Origin of the sequence: Rhizobium sp. OAE497 (genome assembly GCF_040546565.1) — a bacterium.
Lineage (GTDB): Bacteria > Pseudomonadota > Alphaproteobacteria > Rhizobiales > Rhizobiaceae > Rhizobium.
The window spans coordinates 628,868-654,043 of sequence record NZ_JBEPOA010000003.1 but is presented as its reverse complement, the minus strand read 5'-3'; the positions used below and the strand labels follow the sequence as shown (position 1 = coordinate 654,043).

Here is a 25,176-nt window from a genome sequence, read left to right as displayed (position 1 = left end):
TGCCGTGATGAAATCGCTTTTCCCCGGCCTGTCGTCCCGGCAGATTGTCATCTTCATGATCGAGACTAGCGTGGTGAGCTCTGGACTGTTTGTCGTGCTCGCGCTGACCGTTCAGCTGCTTTACAGCTAACGCAAAAGGCCCGCATCCTGTTACGGGAGCGGGCCCTAAGCTGGATGGGTCTATCCAGATGGAGGGGCGGCTCCAAGTCACCCCGCCGGAAACCAACTGCTTACAGCGGTACGGCTTTTGTAAGGCTCCGATCGCCTTTACGACGGGCCATCAGCGGCGTCTCCCGTAACCGGTAGGCGCCGCTTTTTTTGGCTACGACCAAAATCAAGGAACGATCCATGGAAGACACCGCAACGGGCAGGCGCCTCGAACGCCGCAAAGAACGGCGCGACGAGCGATCAGCTGAAGGCGATTTTCGGCTGGCCGACGAATTAGCAGGCCGATGTGTACAGCCGCGCTGCGCGAAGAAGGAAGCTTGCCGGCGGACGGCGCGAAGCTTCATATGCTGGACCGGAACTGGAACAAGAGGTCTCACCTTGGAAGACCAAATTTGAAAGTGGAACTTAGAAGCCAACGAAATGATACGAAAACAAGAGCTTACGGTAATCGATGGTGGGTGCGGGAGGGCCCGTAACCATATCCGTTCCCTGATGCTCTGTCCTCGGAATACGGGTTGGGATCGCCTGGCTTGCGCCCTCGCCCGTTGGAATGAAACGTTGGCACACCAGTGCCGTTGGTTTACGGTTCCGCTCATGCAGGAGGATGGCGAGCAATGTGCAATTTGTATCGCATGGAAGACCGGGATTGGGTTTCGAAATGGGCTGCAGATGCTGAGAGCCTGATAAACCTCATGCCAGCCTACCAGATGAACCCGGATCAGCTCGGACCGATTATCCGCAACACCTATGACGGAAGGAAGCAGCTTGTCCATGCGAGGTGGGGCCTGCCCTCACCCGTCTTCGTCCAGAAGAAGGCTGCGCAGACGCGCGCAGCAAAGCTTGCTGCCAAAGGCAAGCCCGTAGACATGAACGAACTGCTTCGAATGGAGCCGGATCGCGGCGTCACGAATGTCCGCAAGCTCAACTTGCCGCATTGGCGGCGATGGTTCGGAGCCGAGCATCGCTGCCTCGTTCCGGTGACCACATTCGCAGAGCCCGATCCTATCAGCCAAGAGCCTGGAGGCAAGACGCCGAATGCCTGGTTCGGCCGCGCCGATAGAACGGATCTTATGTTCTTTGCAGGCATTCATGTCCCGCAGTGGCAGAGCGTTCGCAAGGTAAAGGACGGGCTGACGACCGATGATCTCTATGGTTTTTTAACAACCGATCCCAATAACGTGGTCGCTCCAGTCCATGAAAAAGCCATGCCGGTCTTGCTGCTGACTAAGGACGAGACCGACGCCTGGATGCGCGCACCCTGGGACGAAGCCCAGCACCTCGCACGTCCCGCGCCAAACGATGCGATCCGCATCGTGACAAGGGAGCCATACGGCTCGACGATCGTCGATGTGGCCGGCGAAATGCTGACGGAGCCTGATCTCTTCGGCTAGAGGAACGCGAGCGACGTCCATGAGGATCAGTGACCGATGGGCTGTTGATCCTGCTGACGCGGCTCGAAGCAAACTCTGCTCAGTCCCGACGGAAAAAGGCGGGCAGCAATCTTTGGAAGTGTTGAAAAGCCCTCGCGGGCGGTGACGCGCAAGCCGAACCCTGAACCCGGTCCCATCCTCCAAGATTTTGTGGGTAAACGGGTGATGAATATCTCCACGACGCGATGTCCCGCAACCGACGGAAGGAACAGATTTGTTTCCCGGCTTGTGCCGAATTTTATTCTCGCTCCGTGAGCGGAAAGGCATCCTCTTGACCAACGCGTTTCCGGAGCGGTGAGCAGATCCTAAGAGAGCACAGCGATGAAAAAGCCCACGCGAGGGCGGCGCGAGGGCTCTGATGATCTCTGCAATGAGTCGAGGGAGAAGAGATTGAACGCGTGCGGTAGGTTACCGACAACGTCCGCCGTCCTAACTTTAATGTCAGCAGCAGGTTAGACCGGCTCGCGAAAAAATTCGGCTGCGATCCGCGTTGACAAAACGGGCTTTCATACTTTAGCAATTTGCTCGTTGTGGACCTGAGAGACCCACAACACGAAATGATGGTGTGCATGAGAAGGCTTCGGGCCATTAGGGCAATGGTGGTTCCGAGGCCTTCTTCTAACACATGCAGATGTGCAAACCCGCGCCGAGTGACGGACGTAACAACAACCGGGAGTCTCCGGGCAACGGGGTGTGCGGGACCACGTCGGTTAGGCACGGCGGCCATGACCTCATGCTATAGCATGCCGCTTCCAGACACGGAACCAGACGGGAAAATCCGTCATCCCTCACGGCCATTCCCGCGGGCGACTGAATTCTTCTCTCCAGCAGTACGCCGAGGGCACGAAGGCGCGGAAGATACGTCCCGTTACCGGAAGCCATCCATCGCGAGCGGCAAGGGAGGTGCCCGGTGCAAAGTAGCCATGGCGCGCTCACCACTCCGACAGCGGTTACATCATCGTTCGCGGTCGCCTTTGGCGGACGTCGAATCCAGATCTGACTGAAGGTGAACTCAGGCGTCTCGCGGCAGAGCTTTTGTCTGCACTCAGGGAAGTCAGACAAGCCTCTGCTGACCCCGCGCGTTTTCTTGAAGCCAGGAGGGCAATCGATGCCGCAAAGGTCTCGCTCGGGAGCGAGGGGCGGTCTGGTGGTCGGATGGAGCCCCGGACCTGAACAGGCGCGGCGAAGACGACGCCCTATGCCGACTGGGACCTGGAACAAGCCTCGTAACGGTTGAGCGTCCTCCCTCCTCCGCGCAATCGAGGCCGGATCACGGCTCGGCTACTGGCAATGGCGCATGTCGGCGGCCGAGCGCCTCACAGTGCGATTGAACGAATGCGGCTTCGCCCCGAGCACCCAACGGGCGTCAGTGGACGGCATAGGACGACGTAGCATTCACACGGGTTGCTGCAATCCCGACGAAGTCTGAGATGAGAGTGGCGGCCAGCATTTCGGGGGATCGGCAACCGTTCGCGCAAAGGAACGAGGACGCATTGTCGTCCCAACTGACACCATAGTGCCGATACCAGGCGCTGACGGCCTTTGAGATCAGGACGTGATCTTCCGGAACATTGGACAAGGGTGCCTCGTTGATGCGGGTGAAACGGTTGTCAGCAAACGCAGGAAGTTTTTGCTGGGTCCACCAATTCAGTGCGGGCTTGAAGCGCGAGCGCTTGAGGAACGGGGCCTGGCGCTCGCTGGTCAATGCCGACCGCCGGCATGGAGATGATCAAGTTCATATGAACGGGTAGGGATCAAAGGCGTGCGAGGCTGCGATCAAATTGACAATTACCCAGATGGGGAGCGCAGCGGCGAATATTGCAATGAATATCCAAGAACCACCGAATTTCGCTACCTGGTCTGCCAATCGTTGAACCGAGGTAAGCTTCTCGTCGAATGACTGATTTGGTCCGCGGGTGATTGCCCTTCGTAAAACCAGCCGCCGGAATACCGCTTGCTCTCGTTGTGTCACCAACTCGAAGAGCTTTCCCAGGTAACGATTGGCACCAAGCGAGATTTTTCAGCGCAGATAATTCGTGTTCTGTCTCTGCAGACATGATCTCCTCCAGAGGTACAAACTTGCTGCGACGTCAGCGCGTTAGCGCCTTTCAAGACGCATCCAATTCTCTGCCAGATATCTGAGCAATAGAGATACTGAAGAAGATCGGAGTTTCCTTTCCCTCCGAGTCGGCGCCGGGCTTGGAGGAGCCGGGCTCCCACCACAATGGCCGCTTTTGCAGGAGGGACCAGGCGTGAAGACGTTCGTTGTGCCGTTCCAAAGTGTCCGGCAGTTCTCGGTAGGTGCCTTGAACGAGGATGCTTTTCCAACGGTGATGTTCGCCGCCTTCGTCCACCTGAAGGCATGCGTTCGGATTGCTCCGCATCCAATCTACCTTTTGCCCCGCCAGGGAAAAGACATAAAGCTTTTCCCCATCGAACGCATAGTGGACAGGCACGACGTATGGTCGGTTATCGTGGACACAGGCAAGATGCCCGACATTTTGGTGGGCAACAACCTCCCGACTTTCGCGCTCAGTCATTTCACGAACGCCCAAGTTATGATCCTCCTAGCTCTGAAACGCGGGTATGGAACGGCGCGAACCTCGGCGTTTGCTCGAAGGTGCAATTTTTTTTGTTGCTTCCCGGCCCATGTTTTCGAAAGTTGCCTCGAAAAGCTCCTGCGCATATGCAATCGCGGCATCGGCATCCAAGGACGACAGCTTGATGCCTTCGCATTTCAACCGCATCGCACGGCGAATGGCTGACAGCGCCTGTTGGGCTGCATGTTTGTCACCATCTTTGATGAGGAGGCTCAACGAGGTCATTGCGACAACCTCCAGTACCGTCATACGGCCTTCGATCTCGCCCATGGACGGAATGGCAAGGTTCGCGCCGTTCCCGTAACCATCGCGCTTGGCATTGTACATTTCGGGAATCCTTTCGTGAAGTTCGGCTTATCGTATCGGTTCATCCGAATTTACTCCGCGTGAACCGCTTAGCCTTCTTGTGGACGTTTTCGGCTTCGATCGTAGCACAGACCCTCCCTCATTTTCCCAAGCTGAAACAGCCGCAGAGTCCGCGTTCAGTCTTTGCCGTTTGGAGGCCGGATAATTGACGGTCGGGATAGTTGCGGCCTCAATCCGACGGATGACAGCGACCTCCTGCAAGTGCCGATCACCTTCGGTCGCTCGCATCTCTGAAGTAGCGTAGTCAGCCCGCTTGAGGACGCGTCTAAGTGTTCTTCGTTCCTCGGACGTGGGGCACATCGATTCTGATCCTTCAGACTTAGGCGAAGCAAGTATTGAGAGCACATGCGACATTGCTGTCCATCTCGGCTTGGATGAAGTTGCCGACGCGATATTCATCGCATGCACGCTTGTGCCTTCTTCATCCAAGGTCCCCGGCGGGGTTCAGCGGCCTTCTTCCAGTGTTGAGAAGAAGCTGGCGCTCTGTCGCAGTTGGCCCCAACAGCTTCAGCAGTCGTTTCTCTTCAAGCGGGTCAAGCCGGAAGCGTTTGGCAAAATCACTTATGGTCCAGACCCTCGCCAATCTGGACGAACGAGACTGTTGAGCCTTTGCGGCAGTCATTTGCTGCTCTCCTCAGTTGCGGCCGTCACTTGAACGTCGCGGTGGCCGGGACCTGTCCTGTCGCACGCGAGATCCAGGGGCGTGCGCCATTGGTTTCTCCATGAGCATCGTACGGGCTGCTCAATCCATAAAAGACCGCGAGAGCGAGCCCAATTGCCAAAGCGGCCACCATTATCCGTCGACCAGCCCGAGAAACCATCGCGCCGCAATCCTTTGTAAATAAGCTACCGTTATGGGCCGCTCGCTATTCCTTATCCTCGGCATCCTTTTTGATTGCCGACTCCAAGTCCTGCGGATGAACCTGCAACAATTGCCTTGTCCCGATACTGACGCCAAGGGCCGGTATTTCGATATGCGTTGCAGTTCTTCGGTAAGCGGGAAATGACAGTCCTTCTATCAATTCTTCATCTACTATCACCCGGTAAGTGCCCGCATCGAGCGGCACGACCAGAGCGCTTAGGGCAAAAGGACGAGAAAAGGTAATCTCAGATTCTGTTGTGCGTTCTGACATAAGGAACCCCAATTGGTCGATTGGACCAACGCTCACCGGAAACCACGCAATTTCTGTAACTGCAATCCGGACGCTACCAGAACGTGCCTTGCAGTATAACGTACAGAATGAATGCGACCGCCATGAGCGGGATCGATTTCATGACGACATCCCCGTATTTCAAGCCGCGGAGGGATCGCATTGCGCGTTCGTGTCTGAAATTTCTTGCTACGGAAGACATCGCGTCCTCCCGGTTGGGGCTAGAGCTTCTTTGGGGCTCTAAAAAGCAGCGCCCGTTCCGTGGCTGCTACTATATCGTAGATGGGGAGGCTGGACGCAATTGCAAGGCGAAAAACGACTCATTGCAGAATAATGGATAGAGCCTGATGAACGGGAACTGCGATCATCCCAAGTTAGCTCGGTGTTCCAGCGAAGCGCCCAAACATATCGTTGACACCCCTCCAGCGTCAAAAAACTGGTCAGCATTTTAACCCGCTAACTTGGCTGACGCAGTGCAGTGACGCCCCTCCTTGCACGACGGTTTACGGCTTTGTCGCTTGGGATCTGACGTGTCTGCTGCCGATGCCGCGTTCGTGTCCTATCGCCGCCGAAATCACGGTCTCGCGTGAGTATCGCAGCTGTAAATAAAGCACCGTCAAATCCTTCGCTTCCAGCATAGCCGTCGATGCCCGTGAACCCCTGCAATATCCGCTCGGCATGGTGACCGCCGCGACCCAGAGCATAGGTGAAGGCCACACCAGGCGGAGCGCCTCCGCTCCATGGTCGGTCGTCACGGGCCAACGCCCAGAAATAGCCGGTCTTGGTTTTGCGGGCACACCGGGATCAGCACCGGCGCACGGGTCTCGTGCATGAAGAGCTTTGACGATCGCTTCAGATCGGCAAGCAAGGCATCGAAGACCGGGCGCAGTTCGAAGCCAGCCCGACCGACACAGTCCGCGAGGTCGCCTCTGTCGGTAATCCGGTTGGATCAATCGAGCTGGTGCTGGGGGAACGCCGTCGGTGCAGGCACGGCAAGCATGTTTGGGACGACAAGTAACGATGACGCGGAATTACGCCGGAATGATCTCCAGCCGCTCGGAGACATCCTCGCCGATGCAATGCAGGCCGCTGCCACATGCGCAGATGATGCTTTCCGGTTCGATGATCTCCTCGACGCGAGGAAGATGAGCGGGTAGAGAGCCGCGATTAGCGGTGCGAGATTTGGGGCTCGGTCTGCCTGAGGGGCTATCGGCTTCATCTTCGGCATGGATGGACGCTATGACCGTCTAAAGGTCCTCCAATGCCAGATCGAATTGCTCGGTATCGGCTTTTTCTGACTTGCGGCCAAAGGTAGCCTGCTTGAAAGCAGCGACCAGCTTCTCCAGCCGTTCGATCCGGTCATCTTTGCGAACTTCACGCGCTTGCGCTGCGATCAGCATCGCCTTCAGGGGAGCAATGTCGTCTGGAAGATCGGCGGCGTCCAACATGCCGGAAGTTTATCAAACTCTGCCTTGTCTGGCCCCTCGCATTTGTGACCCGAGCCATGGTGGCGCACCTATTCAATCGCGGTCGGGGCTCCTGCCTCAACAGAACGGACCCGACGCCAATCGAGCCCGGCAAACAGCGCCTCGAACTGGGCATGCCCCAAGGTCATCAGACGGCGGATCGAGCTGCTCGACCTCAATTCCGGACGGAGTGATCCCCAATCGAGCGGCCGCGAAGGTGAGTAACAGTTGAAAGCTGTAGGCGTAGGCCGCGCAGGTATGTTGGCTTGCCCGCCGCTCATGCGGCAGGTGCCTGCGTAGGAAGGCAGTGAGATGCAGAGCGAGCGTAGTCATGCTATGGCCCCTTGATGCAGCGCTTCGCCGGCCGCCGCGATTTGCGTCATCAGAATCGGCGTCGCCTGCAGGTTCCAGTAGGTATCGGTGACGTGCGCGTGGCCGAGGTAGGTGCTAAGGGCGACGATATGGCGAGCAACTGCATCGCGATCATGGAGGCATTGCTCCAGCGAGCGCACGGCGAATGTATGCCGCAAATCGTGAATGCGGGGCCCCCGTTGGCCGAGGCCTCCGCGCCTGGCCGCCAAGTATCGATCTAATGCATGCGATGTCGTGCGGTGGAGTGGCAGCAATCGCCTCTTCTTGAACTTGGTTTGTCGGATGATCAAACCATCGTCTGTCACGTCATCGAGCTGAAGCGCGAGGGCTTCGGAGATGCGCATGCCGGCGGCGGCGAGCAAACCAAACAGGGTCTCGTACATAAGCGGCCTGATCGAACCCGCCGGCTTGAGGGAGGCAGCAGCCTGCATCAGTGCAGTGATCTCACCGGCAATGTAGATATGTGGAATTCGGCGCTCAAGAAGGCCGCGCCCCAAGGTATCGGCAGCCGGGACCTCGTGGTGGGAATCCTCCGCGGACAGCGCCAAAGCAAAACGACGGGCCGCCAGCAGGCGGTTGCGGCTCTGCTGCGGCGACGGAGCGAGCATCGCCCATTCAAGCACGCGCGCACTTCGGACGCGTCGATCACCATGCCGCTCAGCGAAGGCAACGAACTTCTTCAATAGTGTATGCTGGACGCGGAATTTGAAGCCGAGCTGATGTTGCAGTTCCGCGTGGTGTGCGAGGTCCCGGCTCAGCATGCGACACTCCCCGGCCAGGGCTGAACGACTTCAAGTAACATGTCGACGTCAACCTTCGCATAATGGGCGGTCGTATCGACCGACCGATGGCGCAGCACGGCTCCGATCGTGTCCAGAGTAGCGCCAGCCCGCAGCATGCTAGTCGCGGCTGAATGGCGGAGAAGATTCGCGCCTCGCGATGGTGCATCAATGCCAGCCCTCGTGAGCGCAAGACTGACGATGCCCGAAACGCTCGCGCCGGCCAATGGCCGAAACGGTGCTATGGTTCGCAGGAAAATGCAGTCGCTGTCGGCAGGTGGACGGGCGTCTCGCAAATAGTCGATGATCGCGTCACCGGCTTCCTGGGGCAGCGGAAGCCGTATCTCGCCGCGTCCTTTACCGCGGACACACAAGGTCGCTTCGCGCCAATCAATGTCGTCGAGGCGCATGCGAGAGATGTCGCCGGCGCGCAGGCCAAGACGCGCAAGCAACTCAAGATGAGCGGAATCCCTGTCTTTTTGAGATGAAGGCCGAAGCAGGGCTCGGAGGCGCGGCTGAACGAAGCCTTTTCAAATTGTCAGACGGTGACAGGCGAATGAATCAATCTCAGAGCGAAACGCCCTAAGCCTTTGAAAAATGATTCGTTTCGAGTCGGAACGAATCACCCGTTTCGGACTTGAGTCGCAACTGGGTGATTCGGAGTATGGCGTCATGGCAGGTGGTCAGCGTGCCCAATGGAAAGGTTTCCTGAAGTTTGGCGAGGTGTCTTGCGGCGTCGCCCTGTACACCGCGGCCAGCACCTCGGACAGGATCTCGTTCAACATGATCAACAAGGCGTCCGGGAACAAGGTCAACCGCATCTATGTGGACAGCGAGACTGAAGATCCGGTGCCGCGCCAGGACCAGGTCAAGGGCTTCGAGATCGACAACGGTCAATATTTGCAGATCGATCCGGAAGAGATCGCTGCCACCATTCCCGAAAGCAACAAGACGCTATCAGTCGAGGCCTTCATACCCTGCGATGAGATCGACGATGTCTATTTCGACAAGCCCTACTATCTCACGCCTGAAAAGATGGGCGGAGACGCCTTCGTCGCGCTGCGTGACGCAATGAGAAAGTCGAAGGTTGCGGCCGTTGCGCGTGCAGTCCTCTTCCGAAGGATGAGGACCGTCCTCATACGTCCCCACGGCAAGGGCCTCATCGCCACCACCCTGAATTACGACTACGAGGTGCGTTCAAGCGCCAAGGCGTTCGAGGAGATGCCCAAGCTGAAGATCGAGGGTGAGATGCTGGATCTCGCCAAACACATCATCTCCACCAAGAAGGGCGAGTTCGACCCAGCGACTTTCAACGATAGGTACGAAACCGCCCTTGCCGAACTGGTCAAGGCCAAGATCGAGGGCAAGGCGCTGCCCAAGCCGAAGAAGGTCGAGATCTCCAAACCCAACGACCTGCTTGCGGCTCTTCGCGAGAGTGCAGGATTGCTAGCCTCCGGCGCCAACGGCAAAAGCAAGGCGACGCGCACTGCGGCCAATGCCAATCAGGGGTCTTCCGGAAAGGCTGCCCGTGGAACGGCCTCGAAGACCGCCCCGTCATCGAGATCCACGTCGCACCGGAAGGCAAGCTGAGGAGATCGACCATGGCCCCGTTTCGTTGGAAGGGTTATCTGAAGCTTTCGCTGGTCACGTGCCCGGTTTCGATGACCTCTGCGACATCGGAATCGGAGAAAGTCCGGTTTCATACGCTCAACAAATCGACGGGAAACCGCGTCGTCTCCCAGTATGTCGACAGCGTAACCGGCAAGCCTGTGAAGGACGAGAACGAAGCCAAGGGCTACGCGCGTGGCGAGAACGACTATGTCATCCTGACAGACGACGACCTTGACCGCGTGACGCTCGATACGGTCAAGACGATCGATATCGAGAAGTTCGTACCCGCCGAATCCATCGAATGGGTCTATCTGGAGAAGCCGAATTACCTCATGCCTGACGACCCGGTCGGCAACGAAGCGTTCGCCGTCATTCGCGACGCCATGAAATCCGATGGCGTCGTCGGGCTCTCCAAACTCGTTATGGGCCGCCGGGAGCGTGCCGTCATCCTGGAGCCGCGCGGCGAAGGCATCGTCCTCTGGTCGCTCCGGTTCGGAGATGAGGTCCGCCCGGAAGAGAACTACTTCGACGATATCGAAGACGAAGGCGATCCCGACCTGGTGCCGCTGGTGCAGAAGCTGATCAAGCAGCAGACATCGCATTGGTCACCTGACATGGTCAGCGATCCGATCCAGGAAAGCCTCCTGAAACTGATCGAGGAGAAAAAGAAGGCGCTGAGGCCGAAGAAGTCTGCTAAAGGCAAGACGTCCGAGGCGTCTCCGAAGTCGAACGTGGTCAATATCATGGACGCGCTGAAGAAGTCGGTGGCGGAGGAGTTGAAGAGCAGGAAAGCCGGGTAGGTACCTGCGTTCATAACACGTCCAAGCGAGCTGAAATCGCTCTGGAGCTTCACGAGGCCCAAATGCAAAAGATTGCAGTCTCAACAGTATGTGCTGCTCTGGCGCTTGAGGGAATGATCACCTTACAGCTCTATGACCTCGACGCCGCCTCCGGCGCGTTGGCGGGAGCAACGGTTGGTGGTCTCGGCGTCGCCATTGCAAGAATCCGGCGCTCAGCGACCCGGCGAAACGTCCGTCGAGAGCGTCGGCGTTCTTGATGCAGCTCCGTTCTTTTAAACGGGCCGACGCTCACGCTCTTCGGCCTTGTCCTCTGCGACTTCCTCGACGCATTGAGCCCTCTCCGCCAGCTTCTGGCTCATTTCCCTAAGCTGCTGCTCGTCTAGCTTCTCGATGCCGACGAACTTGTTCTGCGCTTGCGATGTCAGGATCAATTCATCGAGCTTGGCCTGCAACGCCTTGCCGTCCCGGTTCTGCGAGTTCTGCAAAACAAACACCATTAGGAAGGTGATGATCGTGGTGCTCGTATTGATCACCAACTGCCAGTTTTCGCTGTAGTCGAAGACCGGACCCGAGGCGGCCCAGACAACAACAAGTGCGACCGCAAGTACGAACGTTGCCGGCTTGCCAGACAGATCCGCGATCAGGGTGGCAAATTTCGAAAAGCCTCTGGATATAACGTTATCGCTCATGGAAATCTCGCTGTTGCCCGGCCAATGATAACGCAAACAGGAGCAGAGCTGTTCCAGTTGGAGCAGGTCTTGGGACTTTAGTCTGGGTTCGGACCCACCCGACGTCGCAGACCGTTCCTCCGTGTCCAGCGCAGCGTCGAATGGAACGCCCCACACTCCCTTGCCCCGGTACTCGAATTGAGGGTGACGTACTTTGCGAGCTCTTTGCCCTTTGCATCCCTGCCGATACGGGCGACCCCGCGGCGCAGACGAGGAGGGCTTTGAGCTCGCATTTGCCGGCAAGATGAACTTCAAGCGTGTCGCATTTATTCGGCTTCTTACACTGCTGCTTTAAAGAGGCAATGACCTTTAATCATCCGTGAAGGTGAACGTGCCATAATGGCGATGGTATGTTCAATTTTTCCTGTTTCGTAAGGTGAAGGACAGTCTCTGACCCGATCAGGCGTGAAGTACATCTGGGCCTATCTCGGGCTTGGGGCTCTTCTGTGGTACGCCGTCTTCCTGTCGGTGACTCACGCCACGCTCGCAGGCGTCGTCCAGGCGCTTCATACCGCTGAAAGTCACACACGGCGATATCGAAGCTGGGCACGAGTAGTCTTCGCTCCACAAACCCGAGCACGCACTCCAGAAGCCGGTGGCTTTCTTCATCGTGTCGGTACTGCGCTTCGCAAGTGCCGTTGTCTCCTTCATGGGCGCGTCCGCAAGCGTGCTGGCGGAGCCAGTCACTTCGGCGTCACCTCTGGACTTAACCTCGGGAAGCTCGCAGGCGCACTTGGAATCTGGCGCTTCAGGTTAAGTCCGGGTCCGCGAAAACTCTGGCTCCTCCTTCTTTGCACAGAAGCCGTTCAAGCTGATCCTGCCCGACTTGCTCGATCTCTACAAATACCTCGACGCTTACATCGACCGCCATCGTGGTGTTCTGCTCGACGGAGCCTGTTCGTCAAGACGCTCAAGACCACCAGCCTTGATGCGGCCTACAACTCGACAACCTTCTGCGATGCTTGGCGGACGGTCATCCAATGCTATGGCATCTATAATGCCTATACCGGACGGGGGTGCGATCAAGGGCTTGTTGCCGCATGGACCCCATAACCTGCGCGACATTCTTGCGACGCATATTCTGAAGCAGACCGGATCCTACGAGCAGGCAAGCTACGCCATTCAGGACACGCCCGACGTCGTGCAACAGCACTATGGTCGCTTCCTGCCACAAGACAAGGCCGCACTTGCGGCCAAGATCCTCAATCAGGCTTGGGAAGCTGCATAAAATCGAATGAGATGCTCGCCTTGGATGTCGGCTACACCCTACGTCCGAGCCGAGCTCGTCGTTTCGCTCTTAAGGGATGTGAACCATCGCTTCCTATAAGGTCGCGGCGGTCTATTGATTTTATTTGCTTTTCAGGTGGGGCCGCACAATCTGATGCGAATGAGTATTGTCATAGCGGTTCTTTTTGAGCAAGGCCTAACCTTTATCTCTTGAGAATGCCAACCATTTGATTGATAGCGTCCCCATATTCCTTGTGCATGGTTTCGGCTGCTTCCGAGATGGCCAGCTCCCAAGCAGGTCCGCGATCCCATGCCTCTTCCAGAGCGTCAGCCAGTGATGGCCCATGGCCCGTGACCGGCAGGACCTCGAATAGTATTCCTGCCTGTCTAAGGTCTTTATCCCGTTTGGCCTGGCCGCCGGCGTCATTCTGACGGCGGCCGGCAATGATAAGCTTGTGCACCGCGTACCTGCAAGGATCAGGGATAACAACTGAAATACCGGCACCATGTAGCAGGATCGAACGAACGGGATCGCGGATTAAGAAATCCAAAATCTTAGCGGTTCGGCTGACGCGCCTTCGAGAGCAGGCATGTTGGCGGGTTTGTCCGAATATTCTTCGGCTCCCCTGTTTGTCGTCATGAACTCGACCCTGTAACCGCTCTGGTTCCGGAAGGCATGAGATCGAGAGCTGCCGCTGATATGCGGCACTGCGCGGAACGTTGGATCAAGCCCTTTCAGGAGATCGAGGATCGGCGGCAGCGAATCTGCCACCTCGGCGGAGATCGCGAAATCCTGGGCCAGGTCTGCATCACCTGTTAGGATCGCCGCCGAAGGCAGACGGATGCCAAGATATGCCGAGTAGCATTGAAAAGCGACAGTGCCGATGAGAACACCGCGCAGCCGGAAGAGACCGGCCTTGGCAAGCGCCTGTACGATATCACCGGTAAAGCGATCAGCGGCAATTAAGCCGGCTTCGCGCGTTAGCGTAGAAACGTACTTGCGGCGAGCCTTATAGTCACACTTCTCACCCTTGAAGGTTTCGACCCGTTCCGAAATCAGGGGGTCGTCGGCAGGCCCGACATAACGGCGTTTCTGCCCACCCTCTCCGTCGGGCTGGTCGAAATACCAGTAACGCCGGCCATCAACTGCTACTGGCACGAATCTACCCGATGGAGGGAAATCTTCCGCCCAATCATCATCAAATGCCCGTTGCTGGAGTTCCGCGACCATGGTGCGAAACATGAGATCAATCTGCTTAATCATGCCACTCTCTATATCTTTTTTGCAAATCTAGTATAGCAAGTTTTGCGGCTTTCCCCAGTGAACGCTGCCCGCCTCTGCCAGTGCAAGACACCACCTACCGTGATCCTCACTATACTATCTTCTCGGACATAATATAAGGCCGGTGTCGAGATGCCCGACTTGTACGGATCCGAACTATCGCCCCTCACATGCTAAGCTACTGATCTAACGTCCCTGTTGCATAACGCCTTTTTATGGACCTCCAGCGATCGCCGCCGGCGATTATCAGCTTCGCGAAGGCGGAAGTTTTGCCGGAGCCGTTCGGCCCTGCGAGGAGGATACACGACAACTCGGGCATGAAGCGATTGCTACCTCACGGTAGCCGGAGCACGTTCCTTGCGCTCATGCCGGGCCTTATCCTTCGCCTCGTTCTGCCGATCCTTGGCAGTGATCGTTAGGCCCATACGGCGGCTCTCGGCGATGGCTTCCCGGCCGATCTGCTTCAAGGCTTGCCTGTTCTCGCGGTATTTCTGCAAAAGCATCAGCGATCTCCTTTCCATTCTTCCATAACATAATGCGACAGGCCGTCGGCTGCAAATATAGCTTGTGCCAGGTGCCAGCGACAGCAGCACTGAATGCAACGGGCCGAAGGAGACAGCCTCGCCTTGAAGGGACTCGAACAGCCGTTCGCCTAGATAATGACTTCGGTGGTGTTCATTGGAGTGGTAGCGAATTATTTCTGCAAGGACAGTGAGTACCGAGTATGCCGACGTTCACCCGTACGCGTCAGTGCACCGATCTCCACGAGTTGCTGAAGGTCGCGTGTTGCTGTAGCGCGGGATGTATCTGTGATCGAGATATAGTTTTCGGCACTTAGACCTCCCTTGAAGCCAGCCGTGCCTTCCTTGAAGATGCGCGCGACTACCTTTTCTTGCCGCTCGTTCAGCTTGTCCCGAAAACGATCATAGAACTTTGCTTTCTGGATGAAGAAATCTACGCGCTCAAGCGTCGCCTGTTGAGCATCCAGAATAGTTTCTGAAAAGAAAATGACCCAGTCGGTGATATCAAGCGTGCGCTGGTGTCGCTCAAGCTCTGAGTAATAGGCCTTCCGGCGCTTCTCGATTGTGAAAGCGAGTGAAATGAGACTTGGCTGCCCTATGTTTTGCGCCAGGGATTTCTCGGCGAGCGCGCGTCCAATTCGGCCGTTGCCATCCTCAAATGGATGTATGCTTTCAAAGTAAAGGTGTCCTACTGCTGCGCGCGTCAGAGCTTGAAGCGACGTTTGACCATCTGGCCCGGATTGATTGAACCATGTGATGAAGGTTTCCATCTCAGCGGCAACCTGGCGAGATGGGGGCGCTTCAAAATGGATGGTGGGTTTGTCCAATCGACCTGATACGATCTGCATGGCGTCTTCATGCGTGCGGTAAGCACCAACCGTTTCAATATATCGGTTTCCGGCCATCAGCATTGAATGCCAATGGAACAGTCCCTCATGGCCCAGCGGCCTATGCCAGCTTCTATAGACATCCGCCATCAGCTCGGCGATCCCCCGCTCTTGGGGGCGGATCTGTCTATCATCAGTGTTTAGCCCGAACTGCCGGCGGAGTGATGACTGGACACTCACGCGGTCCAGAAATTCCCCCTCAATCTCTGAGGTCTTGACCGCTTCGTCGCTCAGCAACTCAATGCGAAGTTGGTTGCTGTCGTCATCGTTGAAATGTCGAACAGCACCGATAACCTCGCCGGCGGACTGCAGGAATTTCTGCTCCAACGGTACCAGGCTTGCGGTGTCGTATCTGAAGTTTGGCCAGTCAGTGTTTTGCCAGTTCCATGTCATGAGTTATAGAATCTCTCTCTATAACTCATGAATATCGCCATAAATGAGCTATTGCAAGCCCTTCTATCGCTCAGCACCACAATCTGCAGCTCTCCATTCAAGAGGCAGCGATCGGCAGCTAACCTCTTGCCCTAAACATATTTTGTTAATGGGCGCCCCCTATTTCCGCTCGCCCTCGGCACTGGTGCCGAGCAAAAAGGAATAAGTATGACCAAACTCGACCTTTCATCACGACATTTTCAGCGAAAAATTTCGGAATTCTGCGAGCTTCGTATCGCTCCAGTCGCATCCAGGCGGGTGTTCGAAAATATACGGCCCTACCTGGCCAGTTTGATTATCTACCGCAAATCGCCCCCGCTTCTGAATGGCCATATAGACTGGAAGATGATCGGTCAGGCCTGCGGGATCGAAGCCGAGTTGACGGCAGAACTGAAAAAGCAGCTCCGGCCAGGCTTGGATGCAATCATCCGCTGGCTCGGCGCACCACCAGCGACCGAAGAACGACGACCACCAAAGCCGGCAGTTAGCACGCGTAAAATGACTCCCGCCAAGAAGGCAGCTTCCGCACGCCCCGCCCGACAGCAACAACGCGCGACGATCGATGGCGCCTTTGTCCGGTCTGCGTCAACATCGCGCGGCCCAGCACCAAAACCGATAAGCCCTTTCCCAGAAGCACTATTTGAAGCGACAGAAGATCCGGCGAGCTTTCAGGACGCATTGGTCTACCATATGCGTCGGTTCGGCGACACCTATTGGCAGCTTTACCGCGCCGTTGTTCATCTGAATGAGACCTTCGACAAGAAGACGCTGCTATCCTGGATCCAGGGAGAGCGCGTGCCCCGATCTGTTGCCAGTTTCAACATCCTCCGCCGTATGGAGCGACGATATCGACTTTCAGAGGGATATTTCAAAGAAAAACTGCCGCATCAGGCGCGCTCCCTGTATGGTCACGATCTCGGTGACATCTGCCCAGCTGAGCGTCGACGGATTTCATTGCACCTGCCCGAAGACTTCAACAGCCTGCCCTTTACCAAGCGCGAGGAGATCCTCGATTGGGTGCGCCGGGTGATCATTTCTGGCTCTACAGAATATCGCCGCTATCAGGCGGCGGCCAGCAAGCGGCGATATGCAATCCGCTTTCCCGGCGTCACCTATGGCAGCAGCTTTCTTTCCTCTCGATCGTTGGCCTCGGCGGCCGGCGCCAATCAGAACGTTGCCGCAGAACTTGATGATCCTGATCTGCTTTCTGGCGTTATCGACGCACCGCCGAGACTTGCCATGGAAATGGCTGATCTCATCCGCTTCAAGACTTCGACGCTGACGGCGATTGGGTTCCAACGGAACGGCGTCTGGGGTGAAGAAACGGCCTCCCAGAAGATTGAGCACCTCGGTTTGATGTTTGGTGCGCTTGCTGCCTCGCCAAACGGTCTCGTGAAGGGTTTCGGCGTGCCAGTCAGCCAGTTAAGCTTCGGCCTTCTCGTTTTCCCTGGCGTTTGGGACTGGTATCTGCAGTGGCGGGAACAGCGACGTGGCTTCTACACCAAGTGGGAAGAAGACATGCTGATGGTCGCCCAAGCCCTATCTCGCGCGGAAGTCGGTTGGATCCGGCAGCATCCGGAGCTGCTTCGGAATGTCAGGCCCATTGCGGGCTTGATTGAGCAGGAAGAAATCGATTTCGCGGCTCGCGATTGGCATGGCGCCTGCGATGCCTTTCACCGACATGCCGCTAACCGTTCCAAGGAGATCCAGCGCGTGATGCGCGTGCATCGCGATCCATTTGAACCGATCATGTGTGTACTCGAAGCGGACAGCCCGTTGGCGGAATATCGCAAGATCACAGACGAGATTGTGAAACGTATGCCGGATGAGAACAGATATCCACGACCGGCCGCCGAAGCCGTTAGATCATTCCTATTACTTCGCCTGGGCCTGCACCTTGGGCTCAGGCAAAAGAACCTTCGCCAACTTCGTGTCTGCCCCCGTGGACACTATCCGACGTCAGAACGCCGGCTGGAGGATCTGAAATGCGGTGAGCTGCGCTGGAGTGATCGCGACCAGGGGTGGGAGGTCCTTATCCCGTCGGTCGCATTCAAAAACTCCGGTTCATCCTTCTTCGGACAGAAGCCGTTCCGGTTGATTTTGCCCGACCTTCTCGATCTCTACAAATACCTTGATGCTTACATCGACAGGCATCGTGGAGTTCTGCTTGGCGGTGCGAAAGATCCCCAAACGCTATTCGTCAAGACGGTGAAGACGACCAGTATTGATGCTGCTTACAATTCGACCACATTCTACGAGGCTTGGCGGACTGTCATCCAACGTTACGGCATCTATAATCCCTATACCGGACGGGGTGCGATCAAGGGCCTCCTGCCGCATGGACCGCATAACCTGCGGGACATTCTGGCGACGCATATTCTGAAGCAGACTGGATCCTACGAGCAGGCGAGTTATGCCATTCAAGATACGCCCGATGTCGTGCAGCAGCACTACGGCCGCTTCCTTCCGCAAGACAAGGCCGCACTGGCCGCCAAGACCCTCAATCAGGTTTGGGAAGCTGCGTAAGATCGAATGAGATGCTCGGCTCGGACACTCAGAACATGTTGCATCTGGGCCGAGCGTCCTCGTCTCCGCCTTGAATGGATTCGAACCTACGATCAGTGAGCGGATTTTCCCGCTGTGCTGAATTGGCTACCTTTTCACATCATTACGGGCCTCAAAACGCGTGCTACTAACTGGTCTGTTATGGTCTTCACTTGACCGATGGCGTGCCGCTTGTCATACATGAGGCGGCCTTACACGCAGGCCGGTGTGCCCGCCACGCAAAGCTATGTCAGCGTTCCATCTCTGAATTGTCACACTGTGCCGGCAGGTCTGGCCATTAGCGGGCACATGGTCGGATCAATTCAGGAACTGAATATGACCGAAGCAGCAGAAATTAGCCACCTCAAGCTTCTTGGAAAACGTCCCGCCCGAGTCACCAGGGTGGCGCTACATGAAGCTCTGAACTTCATTGCCATACACCTCGGCATTGCGAATTAGACACAACTCGTCACCGCCAACAAGAGTGGGTGGATCCCAAGCTCCGAGCAGGTGGCGACCATCGAAGCAGTGGTCGCGAAGCACGTTTTACCGGCGGATTTTACGATGGGAAGTACCGACGCAAGTGCGCGTCGCTGGGGGTATCTTGAACAAGGACGAGTGTTGCAGCCGACGACCAGTGCCCCGTGTTCGACGCCGACTTACTCGAAGAAGCGCTGAGCCTGGGCAACAATCGGATGTCGCAGGTTCGCAGCAAGATCTCGTCCGAGTGGCCAAGGAGGCCGACAAAACCTGATGGGGACGGCAAAGCTCGCCATCCGCTATGGGACCGCGACTCCGACACCTGGTTTTGCTTGCATTGCGATGGGAAGATCACGGGCGTTCAGATCGCTAAAAATCTGTGGCATTGCCCCGCATGTGGCGCTGCCCCAGTCGACATTTTCGACGCTGCTTTCTGGTGCGAAGATGAAGGCAAATCGCTCCAGCCGATCGGCGATAAAGCGAAATCAGACACTAGCAAACCTGAATTCCACGTAGTCGATGACCGTCCAAAACTTGAGTTGAACGAACGCAACATCGTTCTTCTCATGAGAAGCGCACTCTTAGATGACTCGACGAACGTAAGCGAACGACTGGGGCGCTGTTGGCCGAAATCACCGTCGATGAAGACAACGACGTTTGGATCTCGCTCGAAGAGGATTTGTGGCCGGATGATAAGGCCCCAACTCAGGCGATCAACGTTGCAGCACAGCGCGGTATCGAAATTGAGTGGGAGACCATGTGGTCGAAGATACCTTTTCACTGACCAGCTTTGGGTGAGCAGACCTCAAGCACCACCGAATACCTGCAAATGTTGCTAGAGGCATATGCGCATTATGCTGTCACCTCATACAGCGACGCGTAGTCGTTTCAGGCCAACCTCCTCGCTTGAATATCTACCAAGGAGTTTGGTCACGACAAAGCGTACACTCCGGCCCTTCGAAACGAAGGTGGTCTTGCATCTCAGACGAGGAAAGCGGTTTCCGGAGCCGAAGGAAATGATTTGAACCACCGACCCTTTGATCGAAGGACAAGGCGCTGGATATCCGCGACCACTAACTGCTTAAGATACATGCTCCGCGGCTCTCTGTAGCAAACCAGCCCGACTTGAGATGACCTTGCGAATTGCACTCAGGATGGGGTGCCTGATCCCCTCGTGGGCCAGTTCTGCAACAAGGGCGTCGGCCTCGCTCACAATCCTTTCCGCCATCTGGGCAAGATCGCGGACAAGGATGCGCTGAGAAGATTTGGTTTCGGGCACGAGTGTCGCCCAATGCTTCAACTGGATCGTGTCGGGCACATCGCGGCCACCAATCTTCATGGCGAGCCTCTTTGACAAGCGGGGATAAACAGCCGTGCAAACGACATCGTAGATCGGCGCCAGATCCGGTTCATCGGAGCCATAAAGCAGGGCGTAGTTCTTGCCGTGGGCATCAGCGTTGCCGACGAGATAGTGGAAGATCAGCATGCGGATGAACTGCAACCGATCCGCGACGGGCCTCGCGCAGGCGTTGTCGATCAGCCCGAGAGATCGTTCTGTTCCCGGTCCTCCCTCGGCCTCATACTTCAGCTCTGGCGGTACGCTAAGGGCCTGGCAGAAGTCTTCCTGGTGTAGGCGCTCAATGATGCCGTCCGCAGCTTTCGTTCGATCATAACGCTCAACCAGGAGAAAGGCAGTCGCCCCGTCCAGGCGAATCTGAACATGGGGTACGGGCAGCTTGAGGCGGGCGGCCAGCTGCATACAAAAATACTCGTTCTCCACCGTGCCTTCCAACGCCTGGATGACTGGTTTCAAGATATGGGTCGTTGGTCTTCCGTCTCTTGCCAAGGCGATAGAATCTCCATCGACAATGACCGCCAGTTTGTCCTGCGCGCCGGCGAGCGACAGGCGGATGCCCTCGTCTCCGCCAAGCAGAGGCCGGGTCCGCAGCCTGCTGAGAACCTCGTCCAGACGTTCCGAAGTGAGAATTTCGGCTTGGGACTGGCCGGGAGGTTCGGGCGCTGTGCCGGTGGGATAGATTGACAAGGCACCTGCGCATTCGCCGCCGATAACTTCCAGTAGCCCGAAGGCATTGCCTGCCGAGAGGCCGAGCGCACCAGCTAGGCGTTGCCGCGCGCCTTCGTCCGGCAAGAGACCGGAAAAAAACGGGCGCACGACCTGATCACCAAAGGGTTCTTCTTGCAGGGGCATCGAGAACGAGATCGCTCGCGATCGTTGGTCCAGGAGATACGCGCCATCGTAGGCGAAGATCAGTAGGCCGTCGTCAAGCCGGCCGAGCACGCCCGCCTTGGTGTCGCGAAAATAGACGTCCAAGACGCGGGTCATGATCGCGGGCCCTGGCGACGCCCAACGGAAACAAGAAGACCAAGACCGGCCAAGACTTGCATCGCACGGCCAATCTGGCAGCTCTCTTTGCCGGCCTCAAGTTCACGCAGAAACCGTACGCCCACACCAATCGCCCCGGCCAATTGCTCCTGGGTTAACCCTTGCTGTCTGCGCTCCTGACGGATCAGCATGCCGAGAGTTTTTGTATCTTTGATCTTGTCCATAATCACCCCTATCGGGATGATTATATCATCGGAGGGTGCAAAAGAAAACAAAAGAACCGATCGGGATGATTTTCGGATTTTTTTGGCCAGCTGACCGAAATAGACCCGCTCGGGATGAGACTACATCGCACGACTTACCCTGGCGCTCACTACTTGAAGCAGTTCTCACGGTGCCATCTCAGGAACTGGGGATGTGGCCGCTCGAAGACCCATGCTAGGCACGGTCGCCTTCCCAGTCTTGTTGAGGAGTCCTTGAATGCTGTCAGGATCATTCGCCTGACGCGATATCAGGATATCAAGATCGTCCGAAAGACCAATCAGACCGCGATCAAACATCCAGTGTGCGGTGCCCGAAAGAGCAATTCCGTTGGAAAGAATGTCGGGTCCGCTCGCTTCCACCGGCCCGATATGTGCGGCGTCGACCTCCGATGGCGGATCGTTTGTCATAGGCGTGAAGAACGAGCCGGCGAAACAGCCGATTTCGAACGATCCGCGACGAGAGTTGCATAACCCGGTCGCGCTCCTGCTCGAACATGAACGGCGCTTGAGCTTCATCTGCAAATCCATCGGCCGCATGCGTCCCCCGGCTCATCCAGCCGAGGCAGTTCAGGCTCATGCTCGTCTATGCCAATCGATACGATGCGGCTGAAATCTGCTGCGGACATCGGCCGGACTGCAGCCTGCGCCCTGTCGGAATACGGCCCTCTTCAACATCCACGCCATCCCAGCCTGGATGTACCAGGCCGCGGAGACCATAACTGCCGATCCGCCGCCCCAGAAAGACGGAAGCACTCTGCCAAGCATTTCTGGGTTCTCCAGGGAAATGGAGCTGGGTGGTGCGAACGCGCCTACCCGGACGCTGGACTTTGAAATGAAAATGACGCGTTCGGCCGGGATAAAGCGCCGGCATGATGGTGGTGGACCACCAGCGCCCCTTGGTGTCGGCGAACTGGTGCCCACGCAGACGGAAACCCACGGTGTCCTAGTCGCCGTTTTCGTCCGCATGCCAAATCTCAACGCGGCTGCCGCCAAGCGGCTGGCAGCGAATGTCGAGTACGAACTGCGACCGTTATTCGCTCGCCTCCGGGTGCATCCGAATAGAGATCCCGGTTCAGCGGCGAGTTCGGCTTGAAGAAGGGGCCGCCTTCCCGTTCAAGGGTCGGTCCGTCTCCATCGTTATATGCGGGCGTGAGCGGCAGTTCGGGAACGGCCTGCGCAAACGCCTCATTCTCGCCACCTCAACGAGCGGCAGCGTCAGAAAGGCCGTCAGAAGCGCGCGTCTAGTGGAAGGCAAGGCGGGCCTTCCCGTGATTGTGCCAACGTGATGGCGGGTTAATCAATGCGCCGTTACTGCAGGCGCTGCGCGGCATTTGTCTGTGCCTCTCGGATCAGGCCGGAATACATATTCTCTTTGCCGATATACCACGGCATCGTGCCGATGGAGCCGAAGCCGGGAATTGTTTTCATGTGCGCGACCATACGAGCCCGCATGCGCTCGTCCGGAAGAGGTCCTGTCATCGCCTGGACATCGTAACTCATGTGGTCGGAATTGGACGTGCCGCAGAGGACGCTCGTGACGGCGGGGCCGTGACCGATTTTTATCTCCATCCTGCCGCACCTCCTTGACTGGCTGATTGCAGCACTTGTTCTGTTCACTTGCACCTTCTGGATGGAACGAACATCCCGCGCAGCGATGCCGCTCAGCGTTGCTGAAACCGAGCACTCGATGATAGCGTCTACGCGCCCAACGCGTTGCTGAGATCTTTCAATCCGATCATCAGCATCAGCGGGTCAGACGGAGATGGGAGAAATCCAACGGCCTCATAGAAGGTACGTGCGTCATCTGAAATCGCATGCACCAGCACGCCGCGGATACCAAGTATTTCGGCTGCGTTGAGCAGGCGCAACCCTGCATCACGCACCAATGCCCGACCGATACCGCGGCCCTGATAGGTCCGGTCGATAGCCAGGCGACCAAGTACAGCGACAGGGATCGGATCTGGCATGTTTCGCTTAAACCGGCCTGGAGCTTCTGGTGTCCTCACCGCGCCGGAGGCGAGAGCGTAATAGGCGACGACACGATTTCCGTCGCAAACCACGAAAGTGCGAGACGCACCGCTGGCCTGATTGGCTCGCGCTCGTCGGCGCAGCCAATCATCTAGTTCTGAAACGCCGGAATCAAATTCGACAAGTTCATGATGCTCGGCCAAAGGGGCAGGCGAAGTGAGGGTCACGCCTCATCCCATGGAGCTTTGGTCAACATTGTGCGTTTCAGACGCGCATTCGACTTCGCGGGCGCGTCAAGTCGGGTAACGTATTCGGCATACACCTCAGGACTTACCGTGAAGACGATACGGTCAAGCAGTACTTCCTCCGCACGCCGTTCACAGGCTTCCAGCATGAAATCTGTCCGTGTCTTGCCAAGCAGTTCAGCCGCGCGGTCGATAAGATTGCGCGTTGCGGGCTTGATACGGATATTCAATGGAACGCTTGAATCCAAATTTTTGCTCGTACGTGACGTCGGCATGGGCAACTCCAATGTGATAATGCTATATAGCGTAACGACATTATCGTTACAAGCCCGTAACGACAGTGTCGTTACGGGGTGACGAGCTGACATGTAAACTGGGCTCTCGACGGGGTGCGAACCACCGGCCCAGTCGTAATAGAGCTATCTCTGGAACTGCAGCGGCGTCATCGAGGTCAGTGACTCGAAATGCTGGTGAAACGACGACGGGCTCATCCGCGCGACAACAGCCAACTTATCGACGCGCAATGTTTCCGCGAAGCTAGTGTGCAAAAGGGCGCCGGCCCTGAGTACCCGTTCGATGTTTGATTCCGGACGGGAAAGCTTGCAGATCTCGCCGCCATGCGGACCACTCAACAATTTGGTCGTGAGAGCCTCCAATGGCACCTACCGTGCCTAAGTTTTCCCAAAAATCCGAGTGAGAAAATGTTTCGAGATGGCAGCGGCAATTCGGCGTTTTCTCTTGCCTCATGTGCGGGAACCCGAAGTATCTCGGTCTCGAGGGACACGAACTGCTGAGCCTCCGTCCAAGAGGATACGCCAGCCCAACGCCGTAATTTGGAAGAAAACTGGTGCTCTCAAGCATCAAGACGCTGCTTGGCGCCCTGTCAAGCCAAAGCAACACGGCGTTGTTCATCGCCCTCGGCTATCGACGGAGGCACAACACGTCATCCTGGCTACGGGGCTCAGCCTGCGTATTCGCTAGCGCATTGAGGAGGCGTTTGGTTGGATCAAAATCGTCGCGGGGCGAGACAAGACGAAGTTTCGTGGGAGTCGGATCGGCTTTCACCTTGCGGGCCGCCGCCTACAATCTTGTGCGGCTGCCGAAGCTCATGACGGAGATAAGCTGATGGCGAGAGTTCCTGCTTTCGCCAAGGCCTTTGCCGGTCGTTGGCGCATCGTCGAGATGGATAACTGGGACAATGACGCCCTCGATCTCGGAGAAGAAGCGCATCTGATATTCCAGGGCACGGCCGACGGCGAAATCGCATTCGTGTCTCTCAAGGGCTTTCTCGATGTCCGCTACGGCGCGCGCAGTGGATCAGCCTGTGCGGAGTTCTCTCGGGAAGGACAAGACGCGAACGACGCGGCCTGTGGTCGCGGATGGGCAGCCCTCGGCTCCGCTGGACGCCTTGTCGGGCATATCTATACTCACAACGCAGCCGATTCCGGCTTCGTGGGCGAACGCGACTGACTTCTTGAGCAGCTTGCCAGGCCTCGGCTAGCGCCGTGAGGG

General features: G+C 57.0%; 21 protein-coding genes and 9 pseudogenes. 11 read left to right on the top strand and 19 right to left on the bottom strand.

Annotated elements, in window-relative coordinates; translation table 11 throughout:
• Positions 1-7 precede the first annotated feature (7 nt).
• Positions 8-130: a hypothetical protein gene (locus ABIE40_RS29810; RefSeq protein ID WP_354541238.1), complete on the top strand. Its 123-nt coding sequence runs from the start codon at positions 8-10 to the stop codon at positions 128-130.
• 652 nt (positions 131-782) lie between these two features.
• Positions 783-1,559, top strand: a complete 777-nt coding sequence (locus ABIE40_RS29805; protein WP_112720140.1) for an SOS response-associated peptidase — start codon at positions 783-785, stop codon at positions 1,557-1,559.
• A 1,405-nt stretch (positions 1,560-2,964) separates the two neighbouring features.
• Here the strand turns inward: ABIE40_RS29805 and ABIE40_RS31095 are convergent.
• The 8 genes and pseudogenes from ABIE40_RS31095 to ABIE40_RS29765 all read right to left on the bottom strand — a co-directional run bounded on the left by ABIE40_RS31095 (position 2,965) and on the right by ABIE40_RS29765 (position 8,784).
• Positions 2,965-3,303, bottom strand: coding sequence for a hypothetical protein (locus ABIE40_RS31095; protein ID WP_502944839.1), 339 nt, complete (start codon positions 3,301-3,303; stop codon positions 2,965-2,967).
• Positions 3,304-3,336: 33 nt separating this feature from the next.
• Positions 3,337-3,655 (bottom strand): annotated as a pseudogene (locus ABIE40_RS29795) (DUF1003 domain-containing protein); the annotation flags it as partial.
• 51 nt (positions 3,656-3,706) lie between these two features.
• A complete protein-coding gene (locus tag ABIE40_RS29790) occupies positions 3,707-4,138 on the bottom strand; it encodes a pyridoxamine 5'-phosphate oxidase family protein (protein ID WP_148195380.1) in 432 nt (143 codons plus the stop codon).
• A gap of 27 nt (positions 4,139-4,165) precedes the next feature.
• Positions 4,166-4,525 (bottom strand): hypothetical protein, encoded by a 360-nt coding sequence (locus ABIE40_RS29785; RefSeq protein ID WP_199628392.1) that lies wholly within the window; start codon positions 4,523-4,525, stop codon positions 4,166-4,168.
• A 905-nt stretch (positions 4,526-5,430) separates the two neighbouring features.
• Positions 5,431-5,697, bottom strand: a complete 267-nt coding sequence (locus tag ABIE40_RS29780; RefSeq protein WP_112716934.1) for a hypothetical protein — start codon at positions 5,695-5,697, stop codon at positions 5,431-5,433.
• A 648-nt stretch (positions 5,698-6,345) separates the two neighbouring features.
• Positions 6,346-7,163: pseudogene (locus ABIE40_RS29775) on the bottom strand (IS66 family transposase); the annotation flags it as partial.
• A 347-nt stretch (positions 7,164-7,510) separates the two neighbouring features.
• Positions 7,511-8,314 carry a tyrosine-type recombinase/integrase gene (locus tag ABIE40_RS29770; RefSeq protein ID WP_112716936.1) on the bottom strand — a complete coding sequence of 268 codons (804 nt, stop codon included), beginning with the start codon at positions 8,312-8,314 and terminating at the stop codon, positions 7,511-7,513.
• Positions 8,308-8,784: a tyrosine-type recombinase/integrase gene (locus ABIE40_RS29765; protein ID WP_354541236.1), complete on the bottom strand. Its 477-nt coding sequence runs from the start codon at positions 8,782-8,784 to the stop codon at positions 8,308-8,310. Before ABIE40_RS29765 ends, ABIE40_RS29770 begins: the two co-directional genes overlap by 7 nt.
• Before the next feature lie 220 nt (positions 8,785-9,004).
• Here ABIE40_RS29765 and ku (ABIE40_RS29760) point away from each other — a divergent pair, with 220 nt between their 5' ends.
• Complete coding sequence (gene ku, locus ABIE40_RS29760; protein WP_148195343.1) at positions 9,005-9,922, top strand: non-homologous end joining protein Ku; 918 nt, start codon at positions 9,005-9,007, stop codon at positions 9,920-9,922.
• Between the two features lie 11 nt (positions 9,923-9,933).
• The gene (ku, locus tag ABIE40_RS29755) at positions 9,934-10,743 is read left to right on the top strand and encodes a non-homologous end joining protein Ku (protein WP_112716940.1); all 810 of its coding nucleotides are present in this window, start codon (positions 9,934-9,936) and stop codon (positions 10,741-10,743) included.
• Positions 10,744-11,015: 272 nt separating this feature from the next.
• Here the strand turns inward: ku (ABIE40_RS29755) and ABIE40_RS29750 are convergent, their stop codons facing one another.
• A complete protein-coding gene (locus ABIE40_RS29750) occupies positions 11,016-11,432 on the bottom strand; it encodes a low affinity iron permease family protein (protein WP_112716942.1) in 417 nt (138 codons plus the stop codon).
• Between the two features lie 444 nt (positions 11,433-11,876).
• Here ABIE40_RS29750 and ABIE40_RS29745 point away from each other — a divergent pair.
• Both ABIE40_RS29745 and ABIE40_RS29740 read left to right on the top strand, forming a co-directional pair.
• Positions 11,877-12,143: pseudogene (locus ABIE40_RS29745) on the top strand (Na+/H+ antiporter NhaA); the annotation flags it as partial.
• A 97-nt stretch (positions 12,144-12,240) separates the two neighbouring features.
• Positions 12,241-12,699 (top strand): annotated as a pseudogene (locus ABIE40_RS29740) (hypothetical protein); the annotation flags it as partial.
• Between the two features lie 202 nt (positions 12,700-12,901).
• On the opposite strand, the pseudogene ABIE40_RS29735 reads toward ABIE40_RS29740, so the two are convergent.
• The 3 genes and pseudogenes from ABIE40_RS29735 to ABIE40_RS29725 all read right to left on the bottom strand — a co-directional run bounded on the left by ABIE40_RS29735 (position 12,902) and on the right by ABIE40_RS29725 (position 15,781).
• Positions 12,902-13,959: pseudogene (locus ABIE40_RS29735) on the bottom strand (nucleotidyltransferase family protein).
• A gap of 350 nt (positions 13,960-14,309) precedes the next feature.
• A complete protein-coding gene (locus ABIE40_RS29730) occupies positions 14,310-14,483 on the bottom strand; it encodes a hypothetical protein (RefSeq protein ID WP_199628393.1) in 174 nt (57 codons plus the stop codon).
• A gap of 191 nt (positions 14,484-14,674) precedes the next feature.
• The gene (locus ABIE40_RS29725) at positions 14,675-15,781 is read right to left on the bottom strand and encodes a Fic family protein (RefSeq protein WP_112716944.1); all 1,107 of its coding nucleotides are present in this window, start codon (positions 15,779-15,781) and stop codon (positions 14,675-14,677) included.
• A gap of 207 nt (positions 15,782-15,988) precedes the next feature.
• Here ABIE40_RS29725 and ABIE40_RS29720 point away from each other — a divergent pair, with 207 nt between their 5' ends.
• The 3 genes from ABIE40_RS29720 to ABIE40_RS29710 all read left to right on the top strand — a co-directional run bounded on the left by ABIE40_RS29720 (position 15,989) and on the right by ABIE40_RS29710 (position 19,628).
• The gene (locus ABIE40_RS29720) at positions 15,989-18,346 is read left to right on the top strand and encodes a hypothetical protein (protein ID WP_199628394.1); all 2,358 of its coding nucleotides are present in this window, start codon (positions 15,989-15,991) and stop codon (positions 18,344-18,346) included.
• Between the two features lie 354 nt (positions 18,347-18,700).
• On the top strand, positions 18,701-18,823 hold the full coding sequence (locus ABIE40_RS29715; RefSeq protein ID WP_354541235.1) for a hypothetical protein: 123 nt from the start codon (positions 18,701-18,703) through the stop codon (positions 18,821-18,823).
• A 643-nt stretch (positions 18,824-19,466) separates the two neighbouring features.
• Positions 19,467-19,628 carry a hypothetical protein gene (locus ABIE40_RS29710; protein ID WP_354541234.1) on the top strand — a complete coding sequence of 54 codons (162 nt, stop codon included), beginning with the start codon at positions 19,467-19,469 and terminating at the stop codon, positions 19,626-19,628.
• A 297-nt stretch (positions 19,629-19,925) separates the two neighbouring features.
• Here the strand turns inward: ABIE40_RS29710 and ABIE40_RS29705 are convergent, their stop codons facing one another.
• The 7 genes and pseudogenes from ABIE40_RS29705 to ABIE40_RS29670 all read right to left on the bottom strand — a co-directional run.
• Entirely contained in the window at positions 19,926-21,188 is a 1,263-nt protein-coding gene (locus tag ABIE40_RS29705) for a type II toxin-antitoxin system HipA family toxin (RefSeq protein ID WP_112716948.1), read from the bottom strand.
• Positions 21,185-21,412 (bottom strand): helix-turn-helix domain-containing protein, encoded by a 228-nt coding sequence (locus ABIE40_RS29700; protein WP_112717548.1) that lies wholly within the window; start codon positions 21,410-21,412, stop codon positions 21,185-21,187. The genes ABIE40_RS29705 and ABIE40_RS29700 overlap by 4 nt, the downstream gene beginning before the upstream one ends.
• Positions 21,413-21,561: 149 nt before the next feature.
• Positions 21,562-22,116, bottom strand: a pseudogene (locus tag ABIE40_RS29695) (HNH endonuclease); the annotation flags it as partial.
• A 643-nt stretch (positions 22,117-22,759) separates the two neighbouring features.
• A pseudogene (locus ABIE40_RS29685) lies at positions 22,760-22,996 on the bottom strand (aldo/keto reductase); the annotation flags it as partial.
• Positions 22,997-23,148: 152 nt separating this feature from the next.
• Positions 23,149-23,646, bottom strand: coding sequence for a GNAT family N-acetyltransferase (locus tag ABIE40_RS29680; RefSeq protein WP_199628395.1), 498 nt, complete (start codon positions 23,644-23,646; stop codon positions 23,149-23,151).
• Positions 23,643-23,939 carry a type II toxin-antitoxin system TacA family antitoxin gene (locus ABIE40_RS29675; RefSeq protein ID WP_112716952.1) on the bottom strand — a complete coding sequence of 99 codons (297 nt, stop codon included), beginning with the start codon at positions 23,937-23,939 and terminating at the stop codon, positions 23,643-23,645. Before ABIE40_RS29675 ends, ABIE40_RS29680 begins: the two co-directional genes overlap by 4 nt.
• A gap of 147 nt (positions 23,940-24,086) precedes the next feature.
• Positions 24,087-24,299, bottom strand: a pseudogene (locus ABIE40_RS29670) (AraC family transcriptional regulator); the annotation flags it as partial.
• Between the two features lie 252 nt (positions 24,300-24,551).
• On the opposite strand from ABIE40_RS29670, the pseudogene ABIE40_RS31090 reads away from it, so the two are divergent.
• A pseudogene (locus ABIE40_RS31090) lies at positions 24,552-24,790 on the top strand (hypothetical protein); the annotation flags it as partial.
• A complete protein-coding gene (locus ABIE40_RS29660; RefSeq protein WP_199628649.1) occupies positions 24,790-25,134 on the top strand; it encodes a hypothetical protein in 345 nt (114 codons plus the stop codon). The pseudogene ABIE40_RS31090 and the gene ABIE40_RS29660, both read left to right, overlap by 1 nt.
• Positions 25,135-25,176 lie beyond the last annotated feature (42 nt).

Excerpts from the sequence above, each read along its gene's own strand:
- ABIE40_RS29810 (WP_354541238.1), top strand. The coding sequence starts at position 8 with ATGAAATCGCTTTTCCCCGGCCTGTCGTCCCGGCAGATTGTCATCTTC.
- ABIE40_RS29805 (WP_112720140.1), top strand. The coding sequence starts at position 783 with ATGTGCAATTTGTATCGCATGGAAGACCGGGATTGGGTTTCGAAATGG.
- ABIE40_RS29790 (WP_148195380.1), bottom strand. The coding sequence starts at position 4,138 with ATGACTGAGCGCGAAAGTCGGGAGGTTGTTGCCCACCAAAATGTCGGG.
- ABIE40_RS29785 (WP_199628392.1), bottom strand. The coding sequence starts at position 4,525 with ATGTACAATGCCAAGCGCGATGGTTACGGGAACGGCGCGAACCTTGCC.
- ABIE40_RS29780 (WP_112716934.1), bottom strand. The coding sequence starts at position 5,697 with ATGTCAGAACGCACAACAGAATCTGAGATTACCTTTTCTCGTCCTTTT.
- ABIE40_RS29770 (WP_112716936.1), bottom strand. The coding sequence starts at position 8,314 with ATGCTGAGCCGGGACCTCGCACACCACGCGGAACTGCAACATCAGCTC.
- ku (WP_148195343.1), top strand. The coding sequence starts at position 9,005 with ATGGCAGGTGGTCAGCGTGCCCAATGGAAAGGTTTCCTGAAGTTTGGC.
- ku (WP_112716940.1), top strand. The coding sequence starts at position 9,934 with ATGGCCCCGTTTCGTTGGAAGGGTTATCTGAAGCTTTCGCTGGTCACG.
- ABIE40_RS29750 (WP_112716942.1), bottom strand. The coding sequence starts at position 11,432 with ATGAGCGATAACGTTATATCCAGAGGCTTTTCGAAATTTGCCACCCTG.
- ABIE40_RS29730 (WP_199628393.1), bottom strand. The coding sequence starts at position 14,483 with ATGCTTTTGCAGAAATACCGCGAGAACAGGCAAGCCTTGAAGCAGATC.
- ABIE40_RS29725 (WP_112716944.1), bottom strand. The coding sequence starts at position 15,781 with ATGACATGGAACTGGCAAAACACTGACTGGCCAAACTTCAGATACGAC.
- ABIE40_RS29720 (WP_199628394.1), top strand. The coding sequence starts at position 15,989 with ATGACCAAACTCGACCTTTCATCACGACATTTTCAGCGAAAAATTTCG.
- ABIE40_RS29715 (WP_354541235.1), top strand. The coding sequence starts at position 18,701 with ATGACCGAAGCAGCAGAAATTAGCCACCTCAAGCTTCTTGGAAAACGT.
- ABIE40_RS29705 (WP_112716948.1), bottom strand. The coding sequence starts at position 21,188 with ATGACCCGCGTCTTGGACGTCTATTTTCGCGACACCAAGGCGGGCGTG.
- ABIE40_RS29700 (WP_112717548.1), bottom strand. The coding sequence starts at position 21,412 with ATGGACAAGATCAAAGATACAAAAACTCTCGGCATGCTGATCCGTCAG.
- ABIE40_RS29675 (WP_112716952.1), bottom strand. The coding sequence starts at position 23,939 with ATGCCGACGTCACGTACGAGCAAAAATTTGGATTCAAGCGTTCCATTG.
- ABIE40_RS29660 (WP_199628649.1), top strand. The coding sequence starts at position 24,790 with ATGGCGAGAGTTCCTGCTTTCGCCAAGGCCTTTGCCGGTCGTTGGCGC.